This window comes from Allobosea sp., assembly GCF_048595345.1.
GTDB lineage: Bacteria > Pseudomonadota > Alphaproteobacteria > Rhizobiales > Beijerinckiaceae > Allobosea.
This window is the reverse complement of the sequence record NZ_JBMDWH010000214.1, coordinates 49081-74655: the sequence shown is the minus strand read 5'-3', so window position 1 is coordinate 74655 and position 25575 is coordinate 49081. Positions and strand designations below refer to the sequence as shown.

General features: G+C 68.0%; 26 protein-coding genes. 15 read left to right on the top strand and 11 right to left on the bottom strand.

The genetic code is table 11. The features are described 5' to 3' along the window. The 7 genes from ACOJTB_RS18785 to ACOJTB_RS18755 form a co-directional block, all read right to left on the bottom strand. Positions 1–557 (bottom strand): homocysteine S-methyltransferase family protein (locus ACOJTB_RS18785; protein WP_420104045.1); only part of this gene is annotated, 557 nt, incomplete at its 3' end. Further along, complete coding sequence (locus ACOJTB_RS18780; protein WP_420104044.1) at positions 554–1276, bottom strand: GntR family transcriptional regulator; 723 nt, start codon at positions 1274–1276, stop codon at positions 554–556. The genes ACOJTB_RS18785 and ACOJTB_RS18780, both read right to left, overlap by 4 nt. Before the next feature lie 10 nt (positions 1277–1286). Then, positions 1287–2057, bottom strand: a complete 771-nt coding sequence (locus ACOJTB_RS18775; protein ID WP_420104043.1) for an ABC transporter ATP-binding protein — start codon at positions 2055–2057, stop codon at positions 1287–1289. Beyond that, the gene (locus ACOJTB_RS18770) at positions 2054–2755 is read right to left on the bottom strand and encodes an ABC transporter permease (protein ID WP_420104042.1); all 702 of its coding nucleotides are present in this window, start codon (positions 2753–2755) and stop codon (positions 2054–2056) included. The genes ACOJTB_RS18775 and ACOJTB_RS18770 overlap by 4 nt, the downstream gene beginning before the upstream one ends. Positions 2756–2758: 3 nt before the next feature. Further along, entirely contained in the window at positions 2759–3484 is a 726-nt protein-coding gene (locus ACOJTB_RS18765; RefSeq protein ID WP_420104041.1) for an ABC transporter permease, read from the bottom strand. A 19-nt stretch (positions 3485–3503) separates the two neighbouring features. After that, the gene (locus tag ACOJTB_RS18760) at positions 3504–4370 is read right to left on the bottom strand and encodes a transporter substrate-binding domain-containing protein (protein ID WP_420104040.1); all 867 of its coding nucleotides are present in this window, start codon (positions 4368–4370) and stop codon (positions 3504–3506) included. Between the two features lie 38 nt (positions 4371–4408). Continuing rightward, on the bottom strand, positions 4409–5599 hold the full coding sequence (locus tag ACOJTB_RS18755; RefSeq protein WP_420104039.1) for a M20 metallopeptidase family protein: 1191 nt from the start codon (positions 5597–5599) through the stop codon (positions 4409–4411). Positions 5600–5728: 129 nt separating this feature from the next. Here ACOJTB_RS18755 and ACOJTB_RS18750 point away from each other — a divergent pair, with 129 nt between their 5' ends. Continuing rightward, positions 5729–6850, top strand: a complete 1122-nt coding sequence (locus ACOJTB_RS18750) for a trans-sulfuration enzyme family protein (protein ID WP_420104038.1) — start codon at positions 5729–5731, stop codon at positions 6848–6850. 121 nt (positions 6851–6971) lie between these two features. On the opposite strand, the gene ACOJTB_RS18745 is transcribed toward ACOJTB_RS18750, so the two are convergent. After that, positions 6972–8024: an ornithine cyclodeaminase gene (locus ACOJTB_RS18745; RefSeq protein WP_420104037.1), complete on the bottom strand. Its 1053-nt coding sequence runs from the start codon at positions 8022–8024 to the stop codon at positions 6972–6974. A gap of 198 nt (positions 8025–8222) precedes the next feature. Here ACOJTB_RS18745 and ACOJTB_RS18740 point away from each other — a divergent pair, with 198 nt between their 5' ends. Then, positions 8223–8660 (top strand): Lrp/AsnC family transcriptional regulator, encoded by a 438-nt coding sequence (locus ACOJTB_RS18740; protein WP_420104036.1) that lies wholly within the window; start codon positions 8223–8225, stop codon positions 8658–8660. Positions 8661–8713: 53 nt separating this feature from the next. Here ACOJTB_RS18740 and ACOJTB_RS18735 read toward each other — a convergent pair whose 3' ends face one another. Next, positions 8714–9790, bottom strand: coding sequence for a sugar phosphate isomerase/epimerase family protein (locus tag ACOJTB_RS18735; RefSeq protein WP_420104035.1), 1077 nt, complete (start codon positions 9788–9790; stop codon positions 8714–8716). A gap of 235 nt (positions 9791–10025) precedes the next feature. Here ACOJTB_RS18735 and ACOJTB_RS18730 point away from each other — a divergent pair, with 235 nt between their 5' ends. The 13 genes from ACOJTB_RS18730 to ACOJTB_RS18670 all read left to right on the top strand — a co-directional run bounded on the left by ACOJTB_RS18730 (position 10026) and on the right by ACOJTB_RS18670 (position 23341). Continuing rightward, the gene (locus ACOJTB_RS18730; protein ID WP_420104034.1) at positions 10026–11186 is read left to right on the top strand and encodes an ROK family protein; all 1161 of its coding nucleotides are present in this window, start codon (positions 10026–10028) and stop codon (positions 11184–11186) included. Beyond that, complete coding sequence (locus tag ACOJTB_RS18725; RefSeq protein WP_420104033.1) at positions 11183–12733, top strand: sugar ABC transporter ATP-binding protein; 1551 nt, start codon at positions 11183–11185, stop codon at positions 12731–12733. The genes ACOJTB_RS18730 and ACOJTB_RS18725 overlap by 4 nt, the downstream gene beginning before the upstream one ends. Further along, positions 12720–13754 (top strand): ABC transporter permease, encoded by a 1035-nt coding sequence (locus ACOJTB_RS18720; RefSeq protein ID WP_420104032.1) that lies wholly within the window; start codon positions 12720–12722, stop codon positions 13752–13754. Before ACOJTB_RS18725 ends, ACOJTB_RS18720 begins: the two co-directional genes overlap by 14 nt. Before the next feature lie 26 nt (positions 13755–13780). After that, positions 13781–14746, top strand: a complete 966-nt coding sequence (locus ACOJTB_RS18715) for a substrate-binding domain-containing protein (protein ID WP_420104031.1) — start codon at positions 13781–13783, stop codon at positions 14744–14746. Positions 14747–14813: 67 nt separating this feature from the next. Next, positions 14814–16025, top strand: a complete 1212-nt coding sequence (locus ACOJTB_RS18710) for a Gfo/Idh/MocA family protein (protein WP_420104030.1) — start codon at positions 14814–14816, stop codon at positions 16023–16025. Between the two features lie 195 nt (positions 16026–16220). Further along, positions 16221–17444 carry an HlyD family secretion protein gene (locus ACOJTB_RS18705; protein WP_420104029.1) on the top strand — a complete coding sequence of 408 codons (1224 nt, stop codon included), beginning with the start codon at positions 16221–16223 and terminating at the stop codon, positions 17442–17444. A gap of 67 nt (positions 17445–17511) precedes the next feature. After that, positions 17512–18720, top strand: a complete 1209-nt coding sequence (locus ACOJTB_RS18700) for an ABC transporter substrate-binding protein (protein ID WP_420104028.1) — start codon at positions 17512–17514, stop codon at positions 18718–18720. Positions 18721–18760: 40 nt separating this feature from the next. Then, on the top strand, positions 18761–19621 hold the full coding sequence (locus ACOJTB_RS18695) for a branched-chain amino acid ABC transporter permease (protein WP_420104027.1): 861 nt from the start codon (positions 18761–18763) through the stop codon (positions 19619–19621). Further along, positions 19618–20604 (top strand): branched-chain amino acid ABC transporter permease, encoded by a 987-nt coding sequence (locus tag ACOJTB_RS18690; protein ID WP_420104026.1) that lies wholly within the window; start codon positions 19618–19620, stop codon positions 20602–20604. Before ACOJTB_RS18695 ends, ACOJTB_RS18690 begins: the two co-directional genes overlap by 4 nt. After that, positions 20601–21323 carry an ABC transporter ATP-binding protein gene (locus tag ACOJTB_RS18685; protein ID WP_420104025.1) on the top strand — a complete coding sequence of 241 codons (723 nt, stop codon included), beginning with the start codon at positions 20601–20603 and terminating at the stop codon, positions 21321–21323. Before ACOJTB_RS18690 ends, ACOJTB_RS18685 begins: the two co-directional genes overlap by 4 nt. Before the next feature lie 47 nt (positions 21324–21370). Next, positions 21371–22072: an ABC transporter ATP-binding protein gene (locus ACOJTB_RS18680; RefSeq protein WP_420104048.1), complete on the top strand. Its 702-nt coding sequence runs from the start codon at positions 21371–21373 to the stop codon at positions 22070–22072. A gap of 41 nt (positions 22073–22113) precedes the next feature. Further along, a complete protein-coding gene (locus ACOJTB_RS18675; RefSeq protein ID WP_420104024.1) occupies positions 22114–22509 on the top strand; it encodes a carboxymuconolactone decarboxylase family protein in 396 nt (131 codons plus the stop codon). A 40-nt stretch (positions 22510–22549) separates the two neighbouring features. Next, positions 22550–23341 carry an N-acyl homoserine lactonase family protein gene (locus ACOJTB_RS18670; protein ID WP_420104023.1) on the top strand — a complete coding sequence of 264 codons (792 nt, stop codon included), beginning with the start codon at positions 22550–22552 and terminating at the stop codon, positions 23339–23341. An 80-nt stretch (positions 23342–23421) separates the two neighbouring features. Here ACOJTB_RS18670 and ACOJTB_RS18665 read toward each other — a convergent pair whose 3' ends face one another. Both ACOJTB_RS18665 and ACOJTB_RS18660 read right to left on the bottom strand, forming a co-directional pair. After that, positions 23422–24645, bottom strand: coding sequence for an alpha/beta fold hydrolase (locus ACOJTB_RS18665; RefSeq protein ID WP_420104022.1), 1224 nt, complete (start codon positions 24643–24645; stop codon positions 23422–23424). Continuing rightward, a complete protein-coding gene (locus ACOJTB_RS18660; protein ID WP_420104021.1) occupies positions 24645–25556 on the bottom strand; it encodes an NAD(P)-dependent oxidoreductase in 912 nt (303 codons plus the stop codon). The genes ACOJTB_RS18665 and ACOJTB_RS18660 overlap by 1 nt, the downstream gene beginning before the upstream one ends. Between the last annotated feature and the right edge of the window lie 19 nt (positions 25557–25575).

The following is a 25575-nucleotide window of genomic DNA, read 5'->3' as shown; positions in this document are numbered from 1 at the left end:
AGCTTCGGCCCCTCGCCAGCGGCGATCTCGTCGCGCAGGGTGAAGGAGACCCAGATCGGCTTGCCGGTCGCGCGCACGGCCTGGCAGGCCGCCAGCGCCTCGGCGATGCAGCTTTGCGTCTCGGCCAGGAAATGGTCGACGCTCGGCAACAGCGCCTCGACCAGGACGGCGAGCATCGCGGGGGCGCGCGCGGCATCGAAGAGATCGGGGCGGTAGGAGCCGAAGAGCGGCGGCAGTGAGCCGGCCACGACGATCCTGCGGCCGCTGCGCTGCGCTTCTTCATCGGCGGCGCGGCGCGCCAGTTCTCCCGACAAGGCGGCGAGCCGCTTGCCCTCCTGCCCGAAGCGCTCCTCGCCGATATGAAAGGGCACCACCGCATAGCTGTTCGTGGTGATGACCTCGGCGCCCGCCTCGATGAAGGCGCGGTGTGCCGCGACGACCGTTTCCGGCGCCTCCATCAGCGCCAGCGCGGACCATTCCGGCTGGCGGAACGGCGCGCCTATGCGCTTGAGTTCGCGGCCCATGCCGCCATCCAGAACGATCACCCTGTCCGTCATTGCCGATCGTTCTTTCCGGTTGCTGTGTCAGGCGCGGCGCCGCGCCCCGCGACCATGGCGCGATAGCCGTCGAGATCGGCCGCGAGGCTGGGGTCGATATGGGCGCGCACGGCGCGTTCGGCTTCGTCCGGGCTGGCACTGGTGACGCCGTCGAAGAGAGCGCGATGATCCGCTTCCAGCGGAAAGCGCGCCGGCCAATGCATTTCCGACCAGCGATAGAGCCATTCCATCTTGGTCGAGAGCGCGCCATAGCGCTTGATCAGGTGGCGGTGGCCGGTCGCGTCCACGATCGCCCTGTGAAAGCCGAGATCGGCCGCGACACGATCGTCGATGGACCCCTGTTCCGCCGGCGCCAGCCGCGCGAAGGCCACCGCCAGCAGCTCTTTCGCCTGCGGCTCGTCGCGCTCGGCGAGAATGCGCGCGGCCAGCCCCTCCATCGCCTCGCGCAGGGTGTAGATCTCCCAGATCACCTGATCGTCCAGACCGGCGACGCGCCAATTGGAGTAAGGCGCCCGAACCACCAGTTCGTCGGCTTCCAGCGCGAACAGCGCCGTGCGAACCGTCCCGCGACCGACGCCGAGCCTGCCGGCCAGAGCGATCTCGGTCAGCACCTCGCCGGGCGCCAGCCGCCCGCGAACGATCTCGTCGCGCAGTCGGCGCATCGCCGCGTCCGCAAGGCTGAGCCGCTCGATCGGTTGCTGGTCGTCCTGGAGGGCCATGGCGAAGACCTCAGCCGCCGCGCTGCATGCCGACGAAGCGCCGGGTCCGCTCCGACTGCGGGTCGAGGAAGATCTGCGCCGGCGGTCCCTCTTCCTCGATCCGCCCATCCTGCAGATAGATCGCGTGGTTCGAGACCTCTCGGGCGAAAGCCATCTCGTGAGTGACGATCAGCATGGTGCGGCCTTCCTCCGCCAGGGCCCGGATGACGCGCAGCACTTCGCCGACCAGCTCCGGATCGAGCGCCGAGGTGGGCTCGTCGAAGAGCAGGGCGCGGGGCCGCATCGCGAGCGCACGCGCAATGGCGACGCGCTGCTGCTGGCCGCCGGAGAGATGGGCCGGCCAGGCGTCGAACTTGTCCGAGAGCCCGACCTTTGCGAGCATCGCCTCGGCCTCCTCGCGGCATTCGGCGCGCGGGCGCCCCTGCACATGCAGCGGCACCTCCATGACGTTCTGCAGCGCAGTCATATGGGGCCAGAGATTGAAGCTCTGAAAGACGAAGCCGAGCTGGCCGCGCAGGCGGCGCACGGTCTCGCGCTCGGCGCGCGAGAAACGATGCCCGGGCGATCGAAGGCCTATCTGCGCGTCGCCGACGGCGATCTCCCCCTGATCCGGGATCTCGAGCAGCGGAATGCAGCGCAGCAGCGTGCTCTTGCCCGAACCGCTGGCACCGATGATGGCGGTGACGTCGCCGTCTCGGGCGGTCAGATCGATGCCGCGCAGGACTTCCTGTCCGCCGAAGCTCTTGCGGATGTGGGTCAGCTTGACCGTGATCGGCTTCATGCCACGCTCCGGGCGCTGGTCGGGCGGCGGTAAGGAGTGAGGCGGTGTTCCAGCAGATCGACCGCCCTGGCGATCGCCGTCACGAGCACGAGATAGATCGCCGCCGCGCACAGGAAGATCTCGACGGCACGATAGGTCTCCGAGACCTCCGCCCGCGCGATGCCGGTGATCTCCATCAGCGTCACCACGCTGGCGAGCGAGGTCGCCTTCACCATGCTGGTGATCTCGGTGCCATAGGCCGGCAGAGCCTGGCGGAACGCCAGCGGCAGGATGATCCGGCGCAGCATCGTCAGCCGCGTCATTCCCGCCGCGCGCGCCGCCTCGATCGCGCCGGCCGGCACGGCCCGCAGGCCGCCGCGCAGGATCTCGGATGTATAGGCCGCGTCGTTCAGCATCAGCGAGAGCAGCGCACAGATATAAGGCTCGCGCAGCAGCGGCCACAGCACGGAATGGCGCCCGGCCGAAAACTGGGCAAGCCCGTAATAGATCAGGAAGATCTGGATGAGCAGCGGCGTGCCGCGAAAGACATAGACATAGAAATCGGCAAACCGCGCGCCAAGCCAGGAGGTGGCGCGCAGGCCGGAGAGGCCGAGCGCGAGCAGCCCGCCGCCGAGCAGCGAGAGCACGGCCAGCAGAAGGGTCAGCGGCAGCCCGGCGATCAGCTTGGGAAACGTCTGGGCGATGAAGGCGAAATCCATGCCTCAGCCTCGCCCGGTCGCGGCGGGCTGGCCCCGCATCGCGCGCCATTCGGCGATGCGGAACACGAAACCCGAGAGGGTGGTGATGGCGAGATAGATCGCCCCGCCGGCGAGAAAGAACAGAAAGGGCAGCTCGGTCGAATTGGCCGCCACCGTGACGGCGCGCAGCGTCTCGACGAGGCCGGTCACGGAGACCAGGGCCGATTCCTTGATGACCGATTGCCACTGATTGCCGAGGCCGGGCAGGGCGGTGCGCAGGGCCAGCGGCGCGATGATCCGCTGGAACATCGTCCAGCGGCGCATGCCGGTAACGCGCGCGGCCTCCAGCGTGCCCGGCGAGAGGGCCTGATAGGCGCCGCGCAGCACCTCGGCCTGCGTCGCGGCTGAGAGCAGCCCGATCGCGAGGCAGCCGGCAGCGAAACCGCTGATCTCGACCGGTCCGACATGGCCGAACTGCTTGGCGACGGCCGACGCGATCTGACGGCCGCCGAAATAGAACAGGTAGATGACGAGCAGGTCCGGAATGCCGCGCATCACCACGCCATAGCCCTGCGCGAAGCGCTGGAGCGTGGCCGAGCCGGCGATGCGCGCCCAAGCCAGAAGCGTGCCGAGCCCCAGTCCGAGCACGAAGGCGCAGGCCGAGACGGCGAGCGTCGTCAGCCCGCCGTTCAGCAGCGCATGGCCCCAGCCCTCCGGGCCGAAGCCCAGCAATGTCAGGCTGTCATCCATCCCGTTTCGCCCGCGCGCATCAGCTCGCGGGGGTGATGTCCATCTCGAACCACTTCAGCGCGAGCTTTTTCAGCGTGCCGTCGTCGATGGTCGATTTCAGCGCCTTGTCGAACATCTCCTTCAGCTCCGGGTCGCCCTTGCGCAGGCCGACCGCTGAGCCGACGCCGAGCAGGCCGCCGGTAAAGAGATAGCCTGACTGGATCATCTCGCCATTCGACTTCTTGGCGCTGGCCTGGATGTTGATCTGGGAGGCCATCACCGCGTCGACGCGGCCGCTCTTGAGATCGAGGAAGGTGTCCGGGCCGGAGGAATAGGTGCGCACCGTCACCACATCCTTGAAGTAGCGGTTGAGGACGTCGTTCTGGATGGTCGAAACCTGCACGGCGACGGTCTTGCCGGTCAGCGCCTTCGCCAGCTCGTCGATCGCCTTCTTGGCGGCGGCCTCATCGGCGAAGGGGACGCGCGGCGAACCCGTGCCCGGCAGCGACTTGATGCTGCCCTCCTTCATGATCGCGAAGCCCGAGCCGGCGGAGGCGTAGGGCCGCGAGAAGGCGATGACCTCCTCACGCTTCGGCGTGATCGAGACCGCATCCATGATGGCGTCGTATTTGCCGTCGGTGAGGCCGGCGATCATGCCGTCCCAGGCCTGCGCGATCATCTCGCATTTGATCCCCATGCGGGCCGACAGCTCCTGCAGCAGATCGGGCTCGAACCCGATCAGCCGGCCATCGGGCGCATGCATGTTGTAGGGAGGGAAGGCGCCTTCGGTGGCGACGCGGATCAGCTTCCACTCCTTGGCGGCGGCGGCGCGCGGGGCTGCGCCGAGGGCAAGGCCGGCGGCGGCGCCGAGGCCGAGCTTGAGGAAATCCGAACGGGTGATCGTCATGGCGAGGTCTCCAGTGCCTTGTCTAAGCGGCGGCGGAATCAGGACAGGATGTCGAGCGCTGTGCGGGCGAGCGCGGCGGCGCCGAGGCCGATGCAGCGCTCGTCGGGCTGGTAATCGGAGTTGTGGACCCGGTCGTCGCGGCCCGGCTGGGACGAACCCACCAGCATCTGACAGGATGGGATCCGCTCGGAGAAATAGGAGAAATCCTCGGCGCCGAAGCGGCCTTCCAGCTGGTCGATCCGCTCCGCGCCAAACTGGGAGGTGAGCGAGCCGATGACGGCATCGACCACGCCATCATCATTGACCAGGGCCGGCGCGCCGCGCTTGTAGTCTATCTCGCAGCTCACGCCCATGGCCGCCGCTACGCCTTCGCAGATGCGCCGGAACGTCTCTTCCATCCTGTCGCGGCTCTCGGCCGAGCGGCAGCGGACGGTGCCCTGGAAGAGGCAGCTGTCGGGGATGATGTTGTGGGTGGCGCCGCCCTGGATATGGCCGACCGTCAGCACGGCCGAGCGCGTGGGGTCCATGACGCGCGAAATCGCGGTCTGAAGCTGCATGATCATGGCCGATGCGGCGACGATGGGGTCGAGCGCCGAATGCGGCCGGGCGGCGTGGCCGGACTTGCCGCGCACGATCACGTCGAACTCGTCGCTGGAGGCCGTCGAGGCGCCGCGCACATAGCCGAAGCGCCCGACCGGCATTTCCGGGCGGTTGTGGAAAGCGAGCGCGACGCTTGCACCCTCGGCCGCACCATCGGCGACCATCGCCTCCGCGCCGCTCTCAACGGTTTCCTCGGCCGGCTGGAAGACGAGACGGACACTGCCGCGCAATTGCGGCGCCATCTCCTTCAACACCGAGGCGACGCCGAGCAGCGTCGCGGTGTGAAGATCGTGGCCGCAAGCGTGCATCTTGCCTGGGATCGTGCTGGCGAAAGGCAGGCCCGTCCGCTCCTCGATCGGCAGCGCGTCCATATCGGCCCTGATCAGCAGGCACGGACCCGGCGCTCCGCCGGCGATCTCTGCCGTCACGCCCGTCCGGCCGACACCGCGGCGCGGAGAAAGCCTGAGCCGCTCAAGCTCCTTAGCGACTATTTCGGCCGTGCGGACGGTCTCGAAGCCGATTTCGGGATGAGCATGAATGTCGCGCCGGATGGCGATCAGCTGCGGCTCGATTCCGGCGACATGGCGCTCGATCGCGTGGGACAGGTCGTTCAGACGGTCGGCGGACATCGGCGTCTCTGACGGACGGTAAGGATGACCGGAACCTCGCACAGATCCTTAGCCGTCGCAATCCGACCGAGGATCGACAATCGACAATTTCGTTCTAAAGTGGCGATCCGCCGTAGGACGATCGTCTCGATGCACGCCGCGACCATCCTCGCCCAGCTCGACCATGTCGCCGATCCGGTGACCGGGGCGCTGGTGCCGGCGATCCAGCCCGGTGTGACCCACAGGCGCTCAGGCGATGGCGGCGCAACAGGCTATGCCCGCTCCGGCAACAGCGGCGCGGCACTCGTCGAGACCATTCTGCGCAAGCTGGAGGACGGCAGCGCCGCAGCCGCCTTCGGCGCTGGCGCCGCGGCGGCGCAGGCCGTTCTGGCGACGTTGCGGCCGGGCGACCGCGTGCTCATCGACACCGGCCTCTATTACGAGTTCGGACGGATCGTCGCCGCTTTCGCCGCACGTTTCGGGCTGGAACTCCAGCGGGTCGATCTGTGCGATCTCGACCGTGCGGCGCAGGGTCTCGCAGCGGCGCCGACACGCCTCGTCTGGGCCGAATGTCCGAGCAATCCGCTCTGGCGGGTGCCCGATATCGCCGCGCTCTCGCAGCTCGCGCATCGCCATGGAGCGCGGCTGCTGGTCGATGCGACCGCGGCCACGCCGGTGCTCTGCCGCCCTTTGCGGATGGGGGCCGATCTCGTGCTGCATTCGGCGACGAAATATTTGAACGGGCATGGCGATCTCGTCGCGGGCGTGCTGGTCGCGGCCCGTCGCGATCCGCTTTGGGACGAGATCATCCTCGCCCGCGAAACCCATGGCAGCATCCTGCCTCCGTTCGAGGCCTGGCTCCTGCTGCGGGGCATGCGGTCGCTGGCCTTGCGGATGGAGCATGTCTCCAGGACGGCCATGGCTCTCGCCTCCTGGCTCACGCTCCAGCCGGCCATCCGGGCCGTCCATTACCCGGGCCTGCCCCGACATCCCCAGCACCAGCTGGCCCAGCGCCAGTTCGAGGGGGGCTTCGGCGGCATGCTCTCCTTCGAAATGGAGGATGCGGCAGCCGCGGCCGCCATCTGCGCCCGTGCTGAGGTCTTTCGCCATTCGACCTCGCTCGGCTCGCCCGAAAGCCTGATCGAGCACCGGCTCAGCACGGAGGGGGCTGGATCCGAGTGTCCGCCGGGCCTTCTGCGCCTCTCGATCGGGCTGGAGCATCACGAAGATCTTCGGGAAGACCTGCGGCAGATGCTCGCCGCCGCCGGCTGAGGCGCTCACCGGGCCGATCAGGCCGGAAAGCTGGCCGGCCCGTCACGAGCGCCTGCAAATTCGTGTCGGTTCGCCGCTCAGCCTGGTCCAGCGGATGCGGCGCCGCGCGATCTCCGATGCTCTAAGCGGCTTTCGGAAGCTCGGCGCGCATGAGCATGCCGAAAAGGTCCCGGGGGTCGTCTGGATCGGCGATCAGGTCCAGCTCGTCGAACCGCTGCGACCTGCGGATCGCGTCGTTGACGTATCGCAGGGCGGAGAAGTCCTCGATCGCGAACCCCACGGAATCGAACAGCGTGATCTGCTGGCGGCTGGTGCGGCCCGCCGCCTCGCCGAGGATCACCCGCCAGAGCTCTTCGACGGGATGGTCCCCAGGCAGTTGCTGGATGTCCCCCTCGATCCGCGTCTGCGGCGGGTACTCGACGAAAATCGACGACTTCAGCAGCACCTCCCGCTGGATCTCCGTCTTGCCGGGGCAGTCTCCCCCGACCGCGTTGATATGGATCCCCGCGCCGACCATGTTCTCCGAGAGAATCGTGGCGAACTGCTTGTCGGCGGTCACGGTGGTGATGATCTGCGCCCCTTCCACGGCCTCCATGGCGCTGCCGCAGCAGGTCACGGCGAAGCCATGACGCGAGAGGTTGGCGGCGCATTTGCGCGTCGCCTGCGCGTCGACGTCGAAGAGGCGGATGTCCCGGATGCCGAGAAGGGCCTTGAAGGCCAGGGCCTGGAATTCGGACTGGGCGCCATTGCCGATGATGGCCATGTATGTGGCATCCGAGGGGGCGAGATACCTGGCGGCCAGGGCGGACATCGCCGCCGTGCGAAGCGCCGTCAGGATCGTCATCTCGGTCAGCAGGATGGGATAGCCGGTCGAGACGTCCGAGAGCAGCCCGAAGGCGGTCACCGTCTGCAGGCCGTCACGGGTGTTCTTGGGGTGCCCGTTGACATATTTGAAGCCGTAATGCTGGCCGTCGCTGGTCGGCATCAGCTCGATCACCCCGTCATGGCTGTGCGACGCGATGCGGGGCGTCTTGTCGAAGGTCTCCCAGCGCCGGAAATCCTCCTCGATATAGGCCGCGAGTTCGGCGAGGAATCGCTCCACCCCGGTCTCATGGACCAGGGCCATCATGCGATCGACGCTGACGAAGGGCACGACGTTCAATTTGGCTGTCATGGCTCTCACGCGGCTTGGCTGGCGCGACAGAGGACGGTGCCGGCCTCGACCGCCGATCCGATCGACCTGCATGTCATGCGCCGCCTCCTGCTCCCTTGATTGGACACCGTTCGCGCGGCGGCCGGAAGAAGGCATCTTGAGCAATCCGCATCGGGTTTGTACCATATTGGTTAACCTAATTGCTCATTCTGGTAAGTCATGGACTCTCTCGATCGTCGGATCATCACCGCGCTTCGCCATGATGGACGCCGGAGCATCTCGGACCTGGCCCAAGACCTGAACACGACCCGCGCCACGGTGAGGGCGCGGCTGGACCGGCTGACGAAAGCGGGCGAGATCGTCGGTTTCACCGTCATCCTGCGGTCCGACGCGATCGAACAGCCCGTCCGGGGCATCATGCTGATCGAGGTCGGCGGCCAGGGCACCGATGCGGTCATCCGGAATTTGAGCGGCTTCAGCGAAGTTTCCGCGATCCACACGACCAATGGCCGGTGGGATCTCGTCGTCGAACTCGCCACGGCCGACCTCATCCAGTTCGACAGGGTGCTGCGGCAGATCCGGCTGATCGCCGGCGTGACGGCGAGCGAGACGAACCTGCTGCTGGCGACACCGCGCAGCACCAAGGCAAAGCTCTAGAGTCGAGCAGCGAGTGCGGGAGGGCTTCAGCCCGGCCCGGCAGGCGCCGTCTGTCAGCGCCGTGCGCCGCCGTCCCCGTCGAGGCCCAGCATCCGCCGCGCCAGGCCGCTATCGCCGCCCCCGGCGAAATCGTCGAAGGCTGTCTCGGTCACGCGGATGATGTGATCGGCGATGAAGGCCGCTCCCTCGCGAGCCCCGTCCTCGGGATGCTTCAGCGGGCATTCCCATTCGAGGACGGCCCAGCCCCCGAAGCCGTACTGCGCGAGCTTGGAGAAGATCGCCTTGAAATCGACCTGCCCGTCGCCGAGCGAGCGGAAGCGCCCGGCGCGCTCGATCCAGGATGCGAAGCCGGAATAGACGCCCTGCCGGCCCGTGGCGCGGAACTCCGCGTCCTTCACATGAAAGGCGCTGATGCGCTCGTGATAAATGTCGATGAAGGCGAGATAATCGAGCTGCTGCAGCAGGAAATGCGAGGGATCGTAATTGATCCGGCAGCGCGAATGGCCGCCGAGCCGCTCAAGAAAACGTTCGAAGGTCGCGCCGTCGAAGACATCCTCGCCCGGATGGATCTCGAAGCCGATATCGACGCCGTGTTCGTCATAGACGTCGAGGATCGGCCGCCAGCGCCGCGCCAGCTCGCCGAAGGCCTCCTCGACCAGCCCGGCCGGGCGCTGCGGCCAAGGGTACAGAAACGGCCAGGCCAGCGCACCCGTGAACGAGACCGATCCGCCGAGCCCCAGCCGCCGCGACGCCTGCGCCGCAAGCTTCATCTGCTCCACCGCCCATTCCTGCCGCGCCGCGGGCCTGCCTCTGACGGCCTCCGGCGCAAAGACGTCGAACGCGGCGTCATAGGCCGGATGCACCGCGACGAGCTGGCCCTGGATATGGGTCGAAAGCTCGGTGATGGCGATGCCGCTCTCGCGCGCCACGCCTGCGACCTCGTCGCAGTAATCCTGTGACTGAGCCGCCTTCTTCAGGTCGAACAGGCGCGTGTCGCCGGAAGGCAGCTGCACTCCGCGATAGCCGAGCGAGGCCGCCCAGCGCGTGATCGAGGCCCAGCTGTCGAATGGGGGCGCATCGCCCGCAAACTGCGCCAGAAAGATCGCGGGGCCGTGCATCGTCTTCGCCATCGTCATCCTCCGAACGGGAGGATGAAGCGCTGCGCTCGCCGGGTCCAGCTCGGCAGCCCGGCGGATCGGCCCCGACATTCGCGGATCTTCCGCCTGAATCGGGCCGAAGTTCGGTCTTGTCGGCTTCAGCAGGCAGTGGCTAGCTCTCGGCAACGGCCGCGAAAAGGCCGATCGGGAAACGCGGGAGGCCGTCATCGCACAGCCTTGGGAGAGCTTGGGTCCGGACGAGCTTGCCGTGCTGGAAGCCGCCTTCTGGTCCGGCGGCGCGGCGCGCCATGCGCTGGCGGACACGCTGCAATTCTCCCGCAGCAAGACCAACGCGCTGGCTGCGGGGCTGATCGACCAGGGGCTTCTCGACGAGGCCGGCGTCCAGCATTCCACCGGCGGACGACGCCCGGAGACGCTGCGCATCCATGGGCGTATTGGCGTCCTGATCGGCATCGACATCGGTGCGACCAGCCTCGACATCGCGCTGCTGCAGCCCGACCTCTCGGTCATCGCCCGCCATTCGCAGGAGGCGGACGTCCAGGCCGGTCCCGGCCCGATCATGGCGCGTCTGCGGGCGCTGATCCCGGCCATGCTGGCGCAGAACGGCATCGCCCGCGACCGCATCATCGCGGTCGGAATCGGCGTGCCCGGCCCGGTGAACTTCGCTGCCGGCCAGCTGGTCAATCCGCCGCTGATGCCTGGGTGGGACAGCTATGCGATCCGCGACGATCTGCGCGAAATCCTCGATGCGCCAGTGTTCGTCGACAATGATGTGAACCTGATGGCGCTCGGTGTGCTCTGGCGCCAGCGCCGGCAAATCGAGAATTTCTTGGTCATCAAGATCGGCACCGGCATCGGCTGCGGCATCGTCTGCCATGGCGAGCTGTATCGGGGCGCCACGGGCTCGGCCGGGGACATCGGCCATATCGGGGTCGATCCCGAAGGGCCGCTCTGTCGCTGCGGCAATCGCGGCTGCGTCGAGGCGATGGCGGCGGGACCTGCGATCGCGGCGATGGGACGCGAGGCCGCGGAGAGCGGCCGCAGCCCGATGCTCGCGGAAGCGCTCGCGCGCAAGGGCCACCTCGGCGCGGCCGATATCGGGGCCGCCTGCCGCGAGGGCGATCCGGCGGCCGACGCCATCGTGCGCCTGTCCGGCCGCCTGATCGGCCAGGTGCTGGCGGCGCTGGTGAATTTCTACAACCCTTCGCACATCTTCATCGGCGGCGGCGTGGCGGCGATCGGCCCTCTCTTTCTGGCCGCGATCCGTCAGAGCGTGAATCAGCGCTCGCTCGCCCTCTCGACCCGCCATCTCGAAATCACCTCGGCTCCACTCGGGGCGGAGACCGGGTTGATCGGCGCCGGCGTGCTGGCGATGCGCGCCGCGCTGCGCAGCGGAGCCCCGGCATGAGCGCGCCAGCCGGTACCGGGCCAGCGACCACCGGGCGAGCGACCGCCAAGCCCGGCCTCGCGGTCGCCTTCGAAGGGATCGTCAAGCGGTTCGGCCCGGTCGAGGTGCTGCACGGCGTGTCCTTCGGTCTGGAACCGGGCAAGGTCTACGGGCTGCTCGGCGAGAACGGCGCCGGCAAGTCGACGCTGATGAAGATCCTCTCGGGTTATGAAAGCCCGACAGAGGGCCGCGTGCTGATCGGCGGCGAGCCGGTCGCCTTCTCCGGTTCGCGGGATGCGGAAGCTCACGGCATCGTCCTCATCCACCAAGAGTTCAACCTTGCGGACGATCTGACGATCGCCGGCAACATTTTCCTCGGCCATGAGAGGCGCAAGGGGCTGTTCCTCGACGAGCCGGCGATGCGGGCCGAAGCGGCGGCCGTGCTGGCGCAGGTCGGGCTGGAGCGCGCGCCGGACACGCCGGTGCGCCAGCTGATCGTCGCGGAAAAGCAGCTCGTCGAGATCGCGAAGGCACTCTCGCGGAACGCGCGGCTGCTGATCATGGACGAGCCGACCGCGACGCTGACGCCCTCCGAGGTCGCCCGGCTCTTCGGTCTGATCGAGCGCCTGCGCGCCGACGGCGCCACCATCGTCTACATCTCGCACAAGCTCGACGAGGTCGAGCGCATCACCGACGAGGTGGTGGTGATGCGCGACGGTGGGCTCGTGGGCCGCGCGCCCACCGCTTCGCTGAGCCGCCATGCCATGGCGACGATGATGGTCGGACGCGAGATCGCCGATCTGTTTCCGGAAAAGGAGCCTTTCGACGCCGCCGCGGCGCCGGTGCTGGCGGTCAAGCGCTTCACCGTGCCGGGCTGGGCGCAGGAGGTTTCGTTCGAGGTGCGGCCCGGCGAGATCCTGGGCTTCGCCGGTTTGGTCGGGGCAGGGCGGACCGAGCTGTTCGAGGGCGTCCTGGGCCTGCGGCCCGGCGAGGGCGAGGTGCGGCTGGGCGGCAGGCCGGTCACGCTGCGCTCGCTCGGCGAAGCGACCCGCCATGGGCTGAGCTATCTGAGCGAGGACCGCAAGGGCAAGGGCCTGCATGTCGACTTTCCGCTCGCGCCCAATCTCACGCTGATGGCGCTGGAGCGCTATGCCCGGCCGCTTCTCGACCATCGCGCCGAGCGCAGCGCCCTGGCCCGCGCCGTCGAGGCCTTCGGCATTCGCACCGGTTCTCTTTCGGTCAGGGCGGGGGCGCTCTCGGGCGGCAACCAGCAGAAGCTCTCTCTCGCCAAGGTGTTGCATCCGGAACCTAAAGTGCTGGTGCTGGACGAGCCGACGCGCGGGGTGGATGTCGGCGCCAAGCGCGAGATCTATTTCCTGATCGCCGAACTCGCCCGCAAGGGTCTCGCCATCGTCGTCATCTCCTCGGAACTGATCGAGCTGATCGGTCTTGCCCACCGGGTCGCGGTGATGCGCGGCGGCCGGCTCGTCGCCACCGTGGAAGGGGCCCTGATGACCGAAGAGACGATGATCGCCCATGCCACGGGGACGCGCCATGAAGCAGCCTGAAACGATGGCGGCCGAAGGGGGCACCGCGCAGAGCGCGCAGCCGCGTCGCGATGCGGCCGGGCCGGGGCTGGCCGAGCGCCTCTCGGGCCTGGGGCCGATCATCGGGCTCATCGTGCTCTGCGCCGTCGGCGCGAGCCTCAACAGCGATTTCGCCACGCTCGACAATGCGCTGAACGTGCTGACCCGCACCGCTTTCATCGGCATCATCGCAGTCGGGATGTGCTTCGTGATCATCCTCGGCGGCATCGACCTGTCGGTCGGCTCGATGGCGGCGCTGATCGCGGGCTGCGTGATCATGTTCATCAACTGGGCGGCCGGCGCCTTCGCCTCGCCGCTGCTGGCGGTCGTCGCCGGCACCGTCCTGGCGGTGGTGCTCGGCGCCGCCTTCGGCCTCGTGCATGGCCTCCTGATCGCGAAGGGGCGCATCGAGCCCTTCATCGTGACGCTCGGCACCCTCGGCATCTACCGCGCCTATCTGACCTATTTCGCCGATGGCGGTGCGCTGACGCTGGAGAACAGCCTCTCCGATCTCTACGCGCCGGTCTATTACGGCAACCTGCTCGGCGTGCCGCTGCCGGTCGTCGCCTTCCTGGTGTTGGCGGTGATCGGCGCCGTCATTCTCAACAAGACGACCTATGGCCGCCATGTCCAGGCGATCGGCTCCAACGAAACCGTGGCGCGCTATGCGGCGGTCGATGTCGAGCGGGTGAAGGTGCTGACCTACATGCTGCTCGGCATCTGCGTCGGCATCGCCACCCTGTTCTACGTGCCGCGGCTGGGCTCGGCCTCGCCCACGACCGGCCTGCTCTGGGAACTAGAGGCGATCGCCGCCGTCATTGTCGGCGGCGCGGCGCTCAAGGGCGGCCATGGCAGCATCGCCGGCACGATCATCGGCGCGATCCTGCTCTCGGTGATCAGCAACATCCTCAATCTGACGAGCTTGATCAGCGTCTATCTCAACGCTGCCGTTCAGGGCTTCGTCATCATCATCGTCGCGTTCATGCAGAAGGGCCGCCGCTGAAGGCCGGCCGTAAAGGGAGAGAAACCATGATGGCCCACACCAGACGTTATCTGCTGCTCGCCGCCACTGCGGCCGGCCTCGCCTTCGCCGCCGGCAGCGCCGCGGCCGAGCCCGTCAATCTCGGCGTGTCGATCCCGGCCGCGACCCACAGCTTCATGGGCGGCATCAATTACTGGGCGAACCGCGCCAAGAAGGATCTCGAGGCTCAGCACAAGGACCTCAAGATCACCATCCGCACCGCTGCCAACGCCACCGAACAGGCCAACCAGCTGCAGGATCTGAGCACCGTCAACAAGATCAACGCGCTGGTCGTCTTCCCCTTCGAATCCGCCGCCCTGACCCGCCCGGTCGCCAATGTGAAGGCCAAGGGCGCCTATGTGACCGTGGTCGATCGCGGCCTGACCGACACCTCGGCCCAGGACGCCTATGTCGCCGGCGACAACACTGCTTTCGGTCGGATCCCGGCCGAGTACATCGTCAAGACGCTGAACGGGAAGGGCAATGTCGTGGCGCTGCGCGGCATCCCGACCACGCTCGACAATGAACGCATGGACGCCTTCAACGCCGTGCTGAAGGCCCATCCCGACATCAAGCTGCTCGACGCCAAATATGCCAATTGGAACCGCGACGACGCCTACAAGGTCACGCAGGACTTCCTGACCCGCTTCAAGGACATCGACGCCATCTGGGCGGCCGATGACGACATGGCCTTCGGCGCCATCCGCGCCATCGACCAGGCCGGCCGCAAGGATATCAAGGTGATCTTCGGCGGTGCCGGCGCCAAAGACATGGTCAAGACCATCCTCGACGGCAAGGATCCGCGCATCCAGGCCAATGTCAGCTATTCGCCGAAATTCATCTACGACGCGATCAAGCTGACCGCCGAGGCCCGGTTGAAGGGCGAGAAGCTGCCGGCGACGACCATCATCCCTTCGGTGCTGATCGACAGGAACAACGCCAAGGACTTCTACTTCGCCGACTCGCCGTTCTGAGGCGAAGACCGACCATGGCCGCTCCCGTGCCGGGGGCGGCCCGTTTTGCGACTTACGGAGACGCCGGATGACCGAGCAAACCCCGCGCCGGCTGCGCTACGCCATGGTCGGCGGCGGGCAGGGCGCTTTCATCGGCGCCGTGCATCGCCATGCCATCGCGCTCGATGGTCTTGCCGAACTCGCCGCCGGCGCGCTCTCGTCCATGCCCGAGCGGGCGCTGGCCTCCGGCCAGGCGCTGGGGTTGCCGGCTGCGCACAACCATGCCAGCTGGCAGGCTCTCCTCGAGGCGGAGCTGAAGCGTCCGGCGGAGGAGCGCGTCGACGCCGTGGTGGTCGTGACGCCGACCGACAGCCACTTTCCGATCGCCCAGGCCTTCGCGAGCGCCGGCTTCAACGTCGTCTGCGACAAGCCGCTGGTCCACACGCCGGAGCAGGCCGAAGCGCTGGTCGCCACCGTCGCACGAACCGGCGTCGTCTTTGCCGTGACCTACAATTACACCGGCTATCCGATGATCCGGCAGGCGCGGGAGATGGTGCGCTCGGGCGAGCTCGGTGCCATCCGCAAGGTCGTCGTCGAATATAATCAGGGCTGGCTCGCCACGGCCCTGGAGACCACCGGCAACAAACAGGCCGGCTGGCGCACCGATCCCGCCCGCAGCGGGATCGCCGGAGCGCTCGGCGATATCGGCTCGCATGCCGAGAACCTCGTCGCGACCGTGACCGGGCTGGAGATCGAGGAACTCGTCGCCGATCTCGGCTCGCTCGTGCCCGGCCGGGCGCTCGACGACGATGCCGGCATGCTGCTGCGGTTCAGGAACGGCGCGCGAGGCGTCCTCGTCGCCTCGCAGATCAATGCCGGCAAGGAGAATGATCTGCGCCTGCGCGTCTCGGGCGAACGCGGCACGCTGGAATGGCGGCAGGAGGAGCCGAACAGCCTCGTTCATTACCAGCAGGACGGCCCGGCCACGATCCTCACCCGGGGCTCGCCATGGCTGTGCGAGGCGGCCAGGCGCGGCACACGCCTGCCGCCGGGTCATCCCGAAGCCTTCATCGAAGCCTTCGCCAATGTCTATCGCGGCGCGTTCGCGGATATCCTCGCCCGCAGGGAGGGCGGCCGGGCCGATCCCATCGATGCCGATTATCCGCGCGTGTCGGACGGCGCACGTGGCGTGCGCTTCATCGCATGCGCCGTGGCGTCCTCCAGGGCCCGGCGCTGGCAGCGCCTCGATGCCGGAGAGCGTCGAGACGAGCAGCGGACGGCGTCGCCGGACGCGGCGTGACCTTGCCCCGCGCCCGAGCTTCGAAAGGGCGCTGGAAGGCCGATCGCCGATGGACGCCCGGCAGGCGGATGGCTGCGGCCGGCGCAGCCGCCGGGTCGTGTTTCGCCCTATACACTCGTCCCGCGCGTGGAAAGCCGTCCGGCCACGGCCTGACCCGTAATCTTGCGGCAAGGCAGTGCGCCGATAGCGCTGCGGATGAATGCCTCTCCGTTTCGTCCGGTCGGCTCGTCAGCCGCACCGCTCATCGTCATGGCCCTCGCGCTGGCCCTCGGTTCCTGCCAGGGCGAGAAGGCTCCCGCGCGCGAGGCGCCTCCTGAAGTCTCGGTCGTCGAACTCAAGGCCGAGCCCGTCACCATCACGGAATTGCTCCCGGGCCGGGTGGCGGCCTACCGCGTCGCCGAGATCCGCCCCCATATCGGTGGGCTCGTTCGCCGGCAGCTCTTTCGGCAGGGCAGCGAGGTCGCGGCCGGAGATCCCCTGTTCCAGCTCGATCCCGCGGTCTTCGCGGCCGAAAAGGCGATGGCTGCCGCGGTCCTCCAGCGGGCTGAATCGGTTCCCCCCCGCGCGCAGCTCCAGGTCGGGCGGATCGAAGCGCTCCTGAAGACGCAGGCGGCCAGCCAGCAGGCGCATGACGATGCGCTGGCGGCGCGCGCGCAGGCCGCGGCAGAGGCCACTCTGCAGGAGGCGCAGGCCCGGCGGGGCGCGCTGGAGGCCCGCAAGGCCGTGCAGATGCGTCTGCTCGATCGTCTGCGCCGCGCGGCGAAGGAGCAGGCGGTCTCGCCCCAGTCTCTGGACGAAGCGGAGGCGGCGATGGCGACGCTGACGGGAGAATGGCGCGGCACGGTGGCGATGACCGCGCTCGTCACGGCCAAGCGCGACGCGGCCCGCTACGAGGTCGAGCGCAGGCAGGTTCGCGCGGCTCTGCCCGGCCGCGTGGCGCGTCGCTCGGTCCAGCCGGGCGACGCGGTGTCGGCGACCGCGATGACCGATCTCTTCGTCATGATCCCCGACACGCCCCGGATCGTCCGCGCCGAGATCCAGGAGAACTTCGTGCGGCTGGTGAAGCCCGGCATGGTCGCCGACATCGTCTCCGAGAGCGACGAACGCATTGGCACAGCCGGCAAGGTCGTCAGGATCGGCAGCTTTCTCGATGCCCGCCGCACGGGCGAGAGCGGCACGGAGCGGGCCGATGTCCGCGTCGCCAAGAGCATTCTGGAGATAGAAAGCCCGGAGGCTCTCCTCATAGGCCAGCGCGTCTATGTCCCTTCCGGAATCCTTAGAGCGGGGCGATCACGTCGGAAACCAGCGAAAAGAGGGCGCCAGGCGCACCGTAACGCAGCTGATCGGCGTCACGGCGTGGCGACGAAAGGTCGGAGAGACAAACCAGACCAATCCTCAGACAATCTGTCAATCTGTTGACAGACGCCATGAGGGCGTGAGAACCATAGCCCTGTTCATGCCCGCAGAAGGCAGATCGGAGGAAATGATGTCCAAGCTGTCCCTCAGCCGCCGCGCCCTCATGCTCGGTGCCGCCGGCGCCGTCGCTGCCCCTCATGTGATCCGCGATGCGGTCGCACAGGGCAAAGCCGTCAATGTCGGCGTCATCCTGCCGCTATCCGGCGCCAACGCCCAGTTCGGCATCAATTCCCGCAATGGCATCGAGCTAGTGGCCGACGAGATCAACGCCGCGGGTGGCATCAAGGCTCTCGGCGGCGCGCGCATCAATCTCGTGGTGGCTGATTCCACATCGACACCGACGACCGCCGCGAATGTCGCCCAGCGCCTGCTCACGCAAAACGACGTCGTCGCCATTCTGGGCGCCTTCGCCTCCTCGCTGACGATCGCGATCTCCGAGGTGACCGAGCGGCGCGGCGTGCCGCTGCTGACCATGTCATTTTCGGATCAGATCACCGGCCGCGGCTTCGAGAACATCTTCCAGGTCGTGGCGAAGGCCTCGGTGCTCGGCAAGGCGCAGTTCGATGGCACGGTCGCCATCGCCACGGCCGCCGGGCAGAAGCTCGAGAAGATCGCCATCATGTACGAGGATACCGCCTATGGCACCTCGCAGGCGGCGGGGCTGCGCGACGGCGCCAAGGCGGCCAATGTGCAGATCGTGATGGACGAGGCCTATCCGCTCGGCATCACCGACGTCACGCCGCTGATCAACAAGCTGCGCGCCTCGGGAGCCCAGGCCGTCTTCCCGGTCTCCTATCTCAACGATTCGCTGCAGATCATCCGGGCGATGCGCCAGCAGCGCATCACCATCCCCGCGATCGGCGGCGCCGCCGGCTACGTCATTCCCGATTTCGAGAAGGGTCTCGGCGAATTTGCCGAGGGCGTGCTCTCGATCTCGCCGGCCAATTACGACCTCGCGCCCGAACTGACCGAGCGCTTCCGCAAGCGCTACGGCTATTTCATGGTGCATGAGGCGCTGGAGCACGCCGTCTGCATGGATGTGCTCGCCCAGGCGATCGAGCAGGCCAAGTCCACCAGGCCGGACGATTTGCGCAAGATCCTGCATGGCCATCGTTTCGAAGGCGGCTGGACCAAGGCGATGACCGGCGGCGCCGTGCAGTTCGACAAGACCGGCCTCAACACGCTCTCGGTGCCGGTGATGGTGCAGTGGCGGAACAAGGAGCTCGTCACCGTCTGGCCGTCGCAATTCGCCAAGGGCAAGGCGGTCTGGTCGAGCTGAGGCGAGACAGGCAGCCCGGCGGCGAGCGGAGAGCGCGGATATGGCGGTGGTGCAGGCCATCCTCGACGGTCTGATGATCGGCGGCGTCTATGCCGTGATCTCGATCGGACTGACCCTGGTGTTCGGTGTGATGGGCATCGTGAACTTCGCCCAGGCGGAGTTCCTGATGCTCGGCATGTTCGTCGCCTATTATGCCTGGGCCTGGCTCGGCCTCGATCCGCTGCTGGCGGCCCCGCTCGCTTTCGTCGTGGTCTTCCTGCTCGGTGCCGCCCTGCAGCGCGTTCTGATCCGCCGGGTGCTGAAGGCGCCGGAGGTCGCGCAGATCTTTCTGACGGTCGGTCTCCTGATCGTGCTGGAGAACGCGGCGCTGCTGATGTTCGGATCGAGCTTCCGCTCGGTCTCGACCCCCTACCAGACCTCCTCGCTGCAGCTCGGCCAGCTCTTCGTCTCGGTGCCGTATCTGGCGGCCTTCGCGATGTCCGTCGCTTCCGGGCTGGCGCTCTGGCTCTTCCTGAAGACCAGCTGGTTCGGCCGGGCGATGCGGGCGACGGCACAGGACCCCATGGCGGCGCGGCTGATGGGCATCGATTCCGACCGCATGCACATGCTCGCCTTCGCCCTCGGCGTCGGGCTGACGGCCTTCGGCGGGGCGGTCATCCTGCCTTATCTCACGGCCTCGCCGACCGTCGGAGCGCAATTCGTCGTGCTGATGTTCACCGTCGTGGTGCTGGGCGGGCTGGGCTCCGTGGCGGGCGCCGTGGTCGGTGGGCTCGCCGTCGGGATCATCCAGTCGCTTTCGGCGCTTGTGTTCCCCATCCAGCTGCAGAACCTCGTGCTCTTCGTCGTCTTCATCGCCGTCCTGGCCTTCCGGCCCAAGGGCCTGCTGGGGGCCGCCCGATGACCCGGCTCTGGACCTCGCACTGGATCGCGCTCGCTCTGATCGCCGGGCTGGCCATCGCCTTGCCCTTCGCCTTCGATGCGCGCGGCTATGCCATCCGCATCCTGTGCCTGGCGCTGCTCTTCGCGGCCATGGCCCAGTCCTGGAACATCGTGGCGGGGCTCGCCAACCAGATCTCGCTCGGCCATGCCGCCTTCTTCGGCATCGGCGCCTATACCTCGACGTTGATGCTGATCCATTTCGGTCTGTCGCCCTGGCTGGGCATGGTGGCGGGCGCGGCGCTGGGCGGTTTCGCGGCGCTGCTGATCAGCCTGCCGACCATGCGCCTGCGCGGCCATTACTTCGCGCTCGCGACGCTGGCCTTCGGCGAGGTGATGCGGGTCATCGCCAACAGCTGGGGCGGGCTCACCGGCGGCCCTGTGGGCATCTCGGTGCCTTTCTCGCAGCCGAGCTTCGCGCTGCTCCAGTTCAAGGAGACGCGGTCCTATTACTGGCTGATGCTGGCGGCGCTGGTTCTGGTGACGCTGATCTTCGTCGCGATCAAGCGCAGCCGCCTCGGCTACCGCCTGCGCGCGATCAAGGAGAACGCCGATGCCGCCGAGGTGATCGGCGTCGACACCACCCGCACCAAGATCCTGGCTGCAGTCATCTCCGGCGCGCTGACAGCCTGCATGGGCACGCTCTATGCCCAGTTCCAGTTCTTCTTCGATCCCGACACCGTCTTCGGCGTCGCCTCGGTCTCGGTGCGGATGGCGATGATCGCCATCGTCGGCGGCATCGGCACCGCGGCCGGGCCGATCCTCGGCGCCCTGTTCGTGATCCCGTTGGAGGAGGCGGCCAATCAGGTCTTCTCCAGCCAGGCGGCGGGGCTGTCGCAGCTCGTCTTCGGCGTGCTGCTGATCCTGGTGATCCTGATCGAGCCGCGCGGTTTCATGGCCATCGGCCCGCGCCTGGCACGTCTCTTCGCACGGGGAGATCGCCCATGAGCGAGCCGCTTCTCCAGGTCTCGGGCATCGGCAAGCGCTTCGGTGGCCTGCAGGCCCTCTCCGACGTCTCGCTCTCGGCCGGTGCGGGCGAGATCGTCGGGCTCATCGGCCCCAATGGCGCCGGCAAGACCACGCTGTTCTCGACGCTGGTCGGCCTCCACAAGCCCGATAGCGGCACGATCCGCCTGGGGGGCCGCGACCTCGTCGGCTACAAGCCCCACAAGATCGCCGCCGCCGGCATGGTGAAGACCTTCCAGAACGTCGCGCTCTTCCTCGATTCCTCCGTGCTCGACAACGTCCTCACCGGCGGGCTGATGCGCCATGGCGTCCAGGAGGCGCGCGAGCTGGCGCGGACCTGCCTGGAACGGGTCGGCATCGGCGCCATCGCCGGCAAGCTGGCGCGGGACCTCTCCTTTCCCGAGCGCGCGCGCGTCGAGGTTGCCCGCGCGCTGTGTACGCAGCCGCGCATCCTGCTGCTCGACGAGGCGATGGCCGCGCTCAACCAGTCCGAGATGGACGAGTTCATGGCGCTGCTGCGCCAGCTGCGCGAGGAGGGGCTGACCCTGATCATCGTCGAACATCACATGCGGGCGATCATGTCGCTGTGTCAGCGCCTCGTGGTGCTCAACTTCGGACAGCTCATCGCCACCGGAACCCCGGCCGAGATCGCGCGCGACCCTGCGGTGATCGAAGCCTATCTCGGCCGCTCGGCCGCATGAGGATGGGCGCCATGACCTTGTCCTCCGCGCCGACCTCTTCCGCCCCGCTGCTGGCGGTCAGCGGCCTGAAAGCCGGCTATGGCGCCGTCGACGTCCTGCACGATGTCGACATCTCGGTCGGCGCCGGCGAATTCGTCTGCGTCATCGGCGCCAACACCGCGGGCAAGAGCACCTTGCTGCGGACTGTTTCCGGGCTTGTCGCCGCCCGCGGCAGCATCCGCTTCGACGGCACGGAGTTGGTCGGCCGGCCCGCCCACGAGATTCCGGCGCTGGGCATCGCACATGTGCCGGAAGGCCGCCACGTCTTCCCCGAGATGACGGTGGAGGAGAACGTCATGCTCGGCGCCTATTCGGTGCGCTCCAGCCGCGACCTCGCCGAGCGTCGCGAGGCGGTGCTCACCATGTTCCCGCGCCTGCGCGAGCGCATCGGCCAGCTCGCCGGCACGCTGTCCGGCGGCGAGCAGCAGATGGTCGCGATCGGCCGGGCGCTGATGCTGAAGCCGCGCCTGCTGCTTCTCGACGAGCCGAGCCACGGGCTGGCGCCGAAGATCGTCGACGAACTGCACGACACCTTCCTTGCCGTCAGCCGCACCGGCACCGCCATTCTGCTCGTCGAGCAGAACACGACGCTGGCCCTCTCGGTCGCCAGCCGCGGCTATGTGCTGGAGAGCGGCCGCGTCGTCCTCTCCGGAACGAGCGCGGAGCTTTCCGGCAACGACGCCGTCAGAAGCGCCTATCTCGGGCTCTGAACGCCAGAGCCCTCCCGATTTCGAAGCGAAAGGACCATCCGATGTCGCATAGCGATCAGTTCAACAAGGGTCTCGAAGTCCGGCGCAAGGTGCTGGGAACGGACTATGTCGATGGCAGCCTCGCCAAGGCCGACGACTTCATGATGGCTTTCCAGAACATCACCACCGAATGGTGCTGGGGCTATGCCTGGACGCGGCCGGGCCTGGAGCACAAGACCCGTTCCATGCTCAACCTCGCCATGCTGACCGCCCTCGGCAAGCCGGCCGAGCTGAAGCTGCACGTCAAGGGCGCGCTCGCCAACGGCGTCACCGTCGACGAGATCAAGGAGATCTTGCTACACGCCACGGTCTATTGCGGCATCCCGGCGGGTCTCGATGCCTTCAAGGCCGCCCATGAGGTCCTGAAGGCCGAAGGCGCCGTGCCCGCAGGCAAGTAACGTCGCAAGAGAGCCGGCAAGAGCAGGGTGAGGGCTGACGATGGCGAGTTGGGACGTCTATGCCCTGCGCTATGCCGTGCATGAGCGCCGGGCCTTCGAGAACTTCATCCGCCCGCCGGATCCGCATGACGCGCCGATGCCCATGGACTATTTCGTCTGGGTGGCACGGCGCGGCGAGCGGGTGATCGTGATCGACACCGGCTTCACGCCCGAGGGGGGCGCCCGGCGCGGGCGCACCCTGATCCGCCCGGTCGATGCGGCGCTGCGTCAGCTCGGCGTCGAGCCCGGCGCGGTCGAGGATGTGGTGATCACCCATCTTCATTACGACCATGCCGGAAATCTCGATCTGTTTCCCAAGGCCCGCTTCCACCTCCAGGAGGCGGAGATGGGCTTCGCCACCGGCCGCCACATGTGCCAGGCCTGCATCCGCTACCCCTTCGACGTCGAGGACGTCGTGCGGATGGTGCGCGCGGTCTATGCCGAGCGCGTGGTCTTCCATGATGGCGATGCGCTGATCGAGCAGGGCCTGAGTCTGCACAAGGTCGGCGGACACAGCGCCGGCCTGCAGATGGTGCGCGTCGAGACCGGGCGCGGGCCGCTGGTGCTCGCGAGCGACGCGGCGCATTTTCTCGCCAATATCGAGCGCTCGAACCCGTTTCCGATCTATATCGATCTCGGGGACCTGACCCAGGGCTGGCACGCCGCGCGCCGCCTGGCCGGGGACGAGGCCCGCATCATCCCGGGTCATGACCCGCTGGTTCGAGAGATCCACCCGGCCGTGGAGGGGTCCGGTGGGGAAACGGTGGCGCTTCACCTCCCGCCGCTGCGCTGACGCGCGCAAAGCGAGGTCATTCGAGGCAAGGTCATTCGAGGCAAGGTCATGCGAGGCGAGGTCCTGCGGGGCAGGGCGCCTCAGTCCTCCACGGCCGAGCCGGCGACATGGTTCAGTCCCGCCACGAGATGCGGCCTGAACAGGTCGGGATGCTCGCACATCGGGAAGTGGCCAAGGCCCTCCATCACACGGAGCATCGCGCCGGGGATGCGTTCGGCGAGCTTGCGGCCATCCTCCGGGGTCGCCGAATAATCATAGGTCCCGCAGAGCAGCGCGACCGGCGTGCGCGTCGTGTCGATGCGGGGAGCGATAGCGGCGCCATCGAACTCGTCCGAGTAGAAGGCGAGATCGCCCGCATAGATCTCGGGCGCGCCCTGTGAATAGATCCATGCGGCACGGCGCCGGGCGTCGAGCGGGCTGGTCGGGCTCATCAAGCCGCGCACGAAGGCGGCGTTGTGGAGCCCCGCATGCACGCCGACATGGTGCTGGAACGGGTTGCGCCGCCCATTGGAGCGAAAGGGCGGTTCGATGGCCACGATCCCGGCCACGAGATCCGGCCTCTCGGCCGCGAGGAGCAGCGCCAGCGCCGCCCCCATCGAGCCGCCGGCGACGATCGCCTTCTCGCCGATCACCTGTTCGATGATCGCCGCGCACCAGCCGAGATAGCGCGCCCCGGTCAGGCGATAGGGCTCGCCCTGCCAGCCCTCCGGAGGCATCGAGCGGCCGTGGAAGGGCATGTCGGGTGCCACCATGTGCCATGTCGCGCCGAGATCGAGATCCGAGAGCTGCCCATGGAACTGACGCGCATCGGCGCCTGCGGTGTGAAGGAACAGCACCGGATGGCCGGCGCCTGCGCTCTCCACATGGAGATCGGCCTGGCCTTCCGGCAGCGCCACCCGGTGATAGCGCCCGCTGATCGCGATGAGCGTGCGCGCCATCGGCGCCGCCGGCGCTGCGGGGGAGGTCGTCACCAGCTCGAACAGCCGCTCGAGCACGGCCCTGGCCTGCGCGACGAGCTTCGGATCGCCGGTGATCGTGAAGGCGGGGTTGGCCATGGCGAGCGCGGTGAAGGCTTGATAGCGCGGCAGGGGCGGCGTGCGCAGCACCGGCTGCCAGTCCTGCGCAGGCGCGGCGATCACGATGTCAGCGTTCCCACTGCTGTCGAAGCAGGGCTGGCCGCCATCCAGCCGCAGCAGAATATCATCCCCCGCGCCCTCGATTCGCAGCGTCGCGACGAGCCCGGCCCCGAGGCGCCTGAGCTCCGGATCGCCGAGGGCCTGGGCGAGCCGCGCCCGCAGTTCCATCAGCCGGTCTTTCCGCCGTCTGCCAGCGCCTTGAGATGCCGGTGGATTTCGGTGTGGTCCGCCTGCGCCGGCAGTTCGGCCTTGGCCTCTTCCCACAATGTCGCAACCGCCTGGATCTGCGGCAGCGGCAGCTCGAGATGCTCGGCGAGGTCGGCGGCGATGTGGAGGTCCTTGGCCATCAGAGCCAGAGAGAAACCGGAATTATAGGCTTCCGAGATGATGAAGGGCTTCATCTTCACCTCGGTCGAGTTGTTGCGACCGGTCGAGGCGTTCAGCACGTCGACGATGGTGTCGGGGGCCAGGCCGAACCGACCACCGACGAGCAGCGCCTCGCAGGCCGCGATCAGCCCCGCCGCGGAGACGTAATTGTTCAGCGCCTTCATCGCATGGCCCGAACCGATCGGCCCGGTCGCGAAGATCGACTTGCCCATCGCTTCGAGCACCGGGCGCACCCGCTCCACCGCCTCTGCCGGTCCGCCGACCATGATAGCGAGCGAGCCGTCGATCGCCCGCTTCACGCCGCCGGAAACCGGTGCGTCGAGCAGGACGAGGCCCATCGGCGAAAGTTCGGCCGCGAGGCTGACCGTATCGGTCGGCGCCGACGAACTCATGTCGATGACGGGGGTGCCCTCGGACAGCGCCGCCGCTGCGCCGCCGGGCCCCAGAAGCGCTTCGCGGACGATGCGCCCCGTCGGGAGCATGGTGATGACGGCATCCGCCCCCGCAACGGCCTGCTTCGCCGCGGAGAAGGCGGATCCCCCCGCTTCGACGAGGGCCGCACGCGCCGCTTCGGCCGGATCGGCGCCACGCACCGAAAAACCGGCCGCGATCAGGCGGCGCGCCATCGGCAGGCCCATCTGGCCCAGTCCGATGAAAGCGATGGTGGCGGGCGCAGCGAGCGCGTTCGACATGGCGGAATCCTCCGACGGC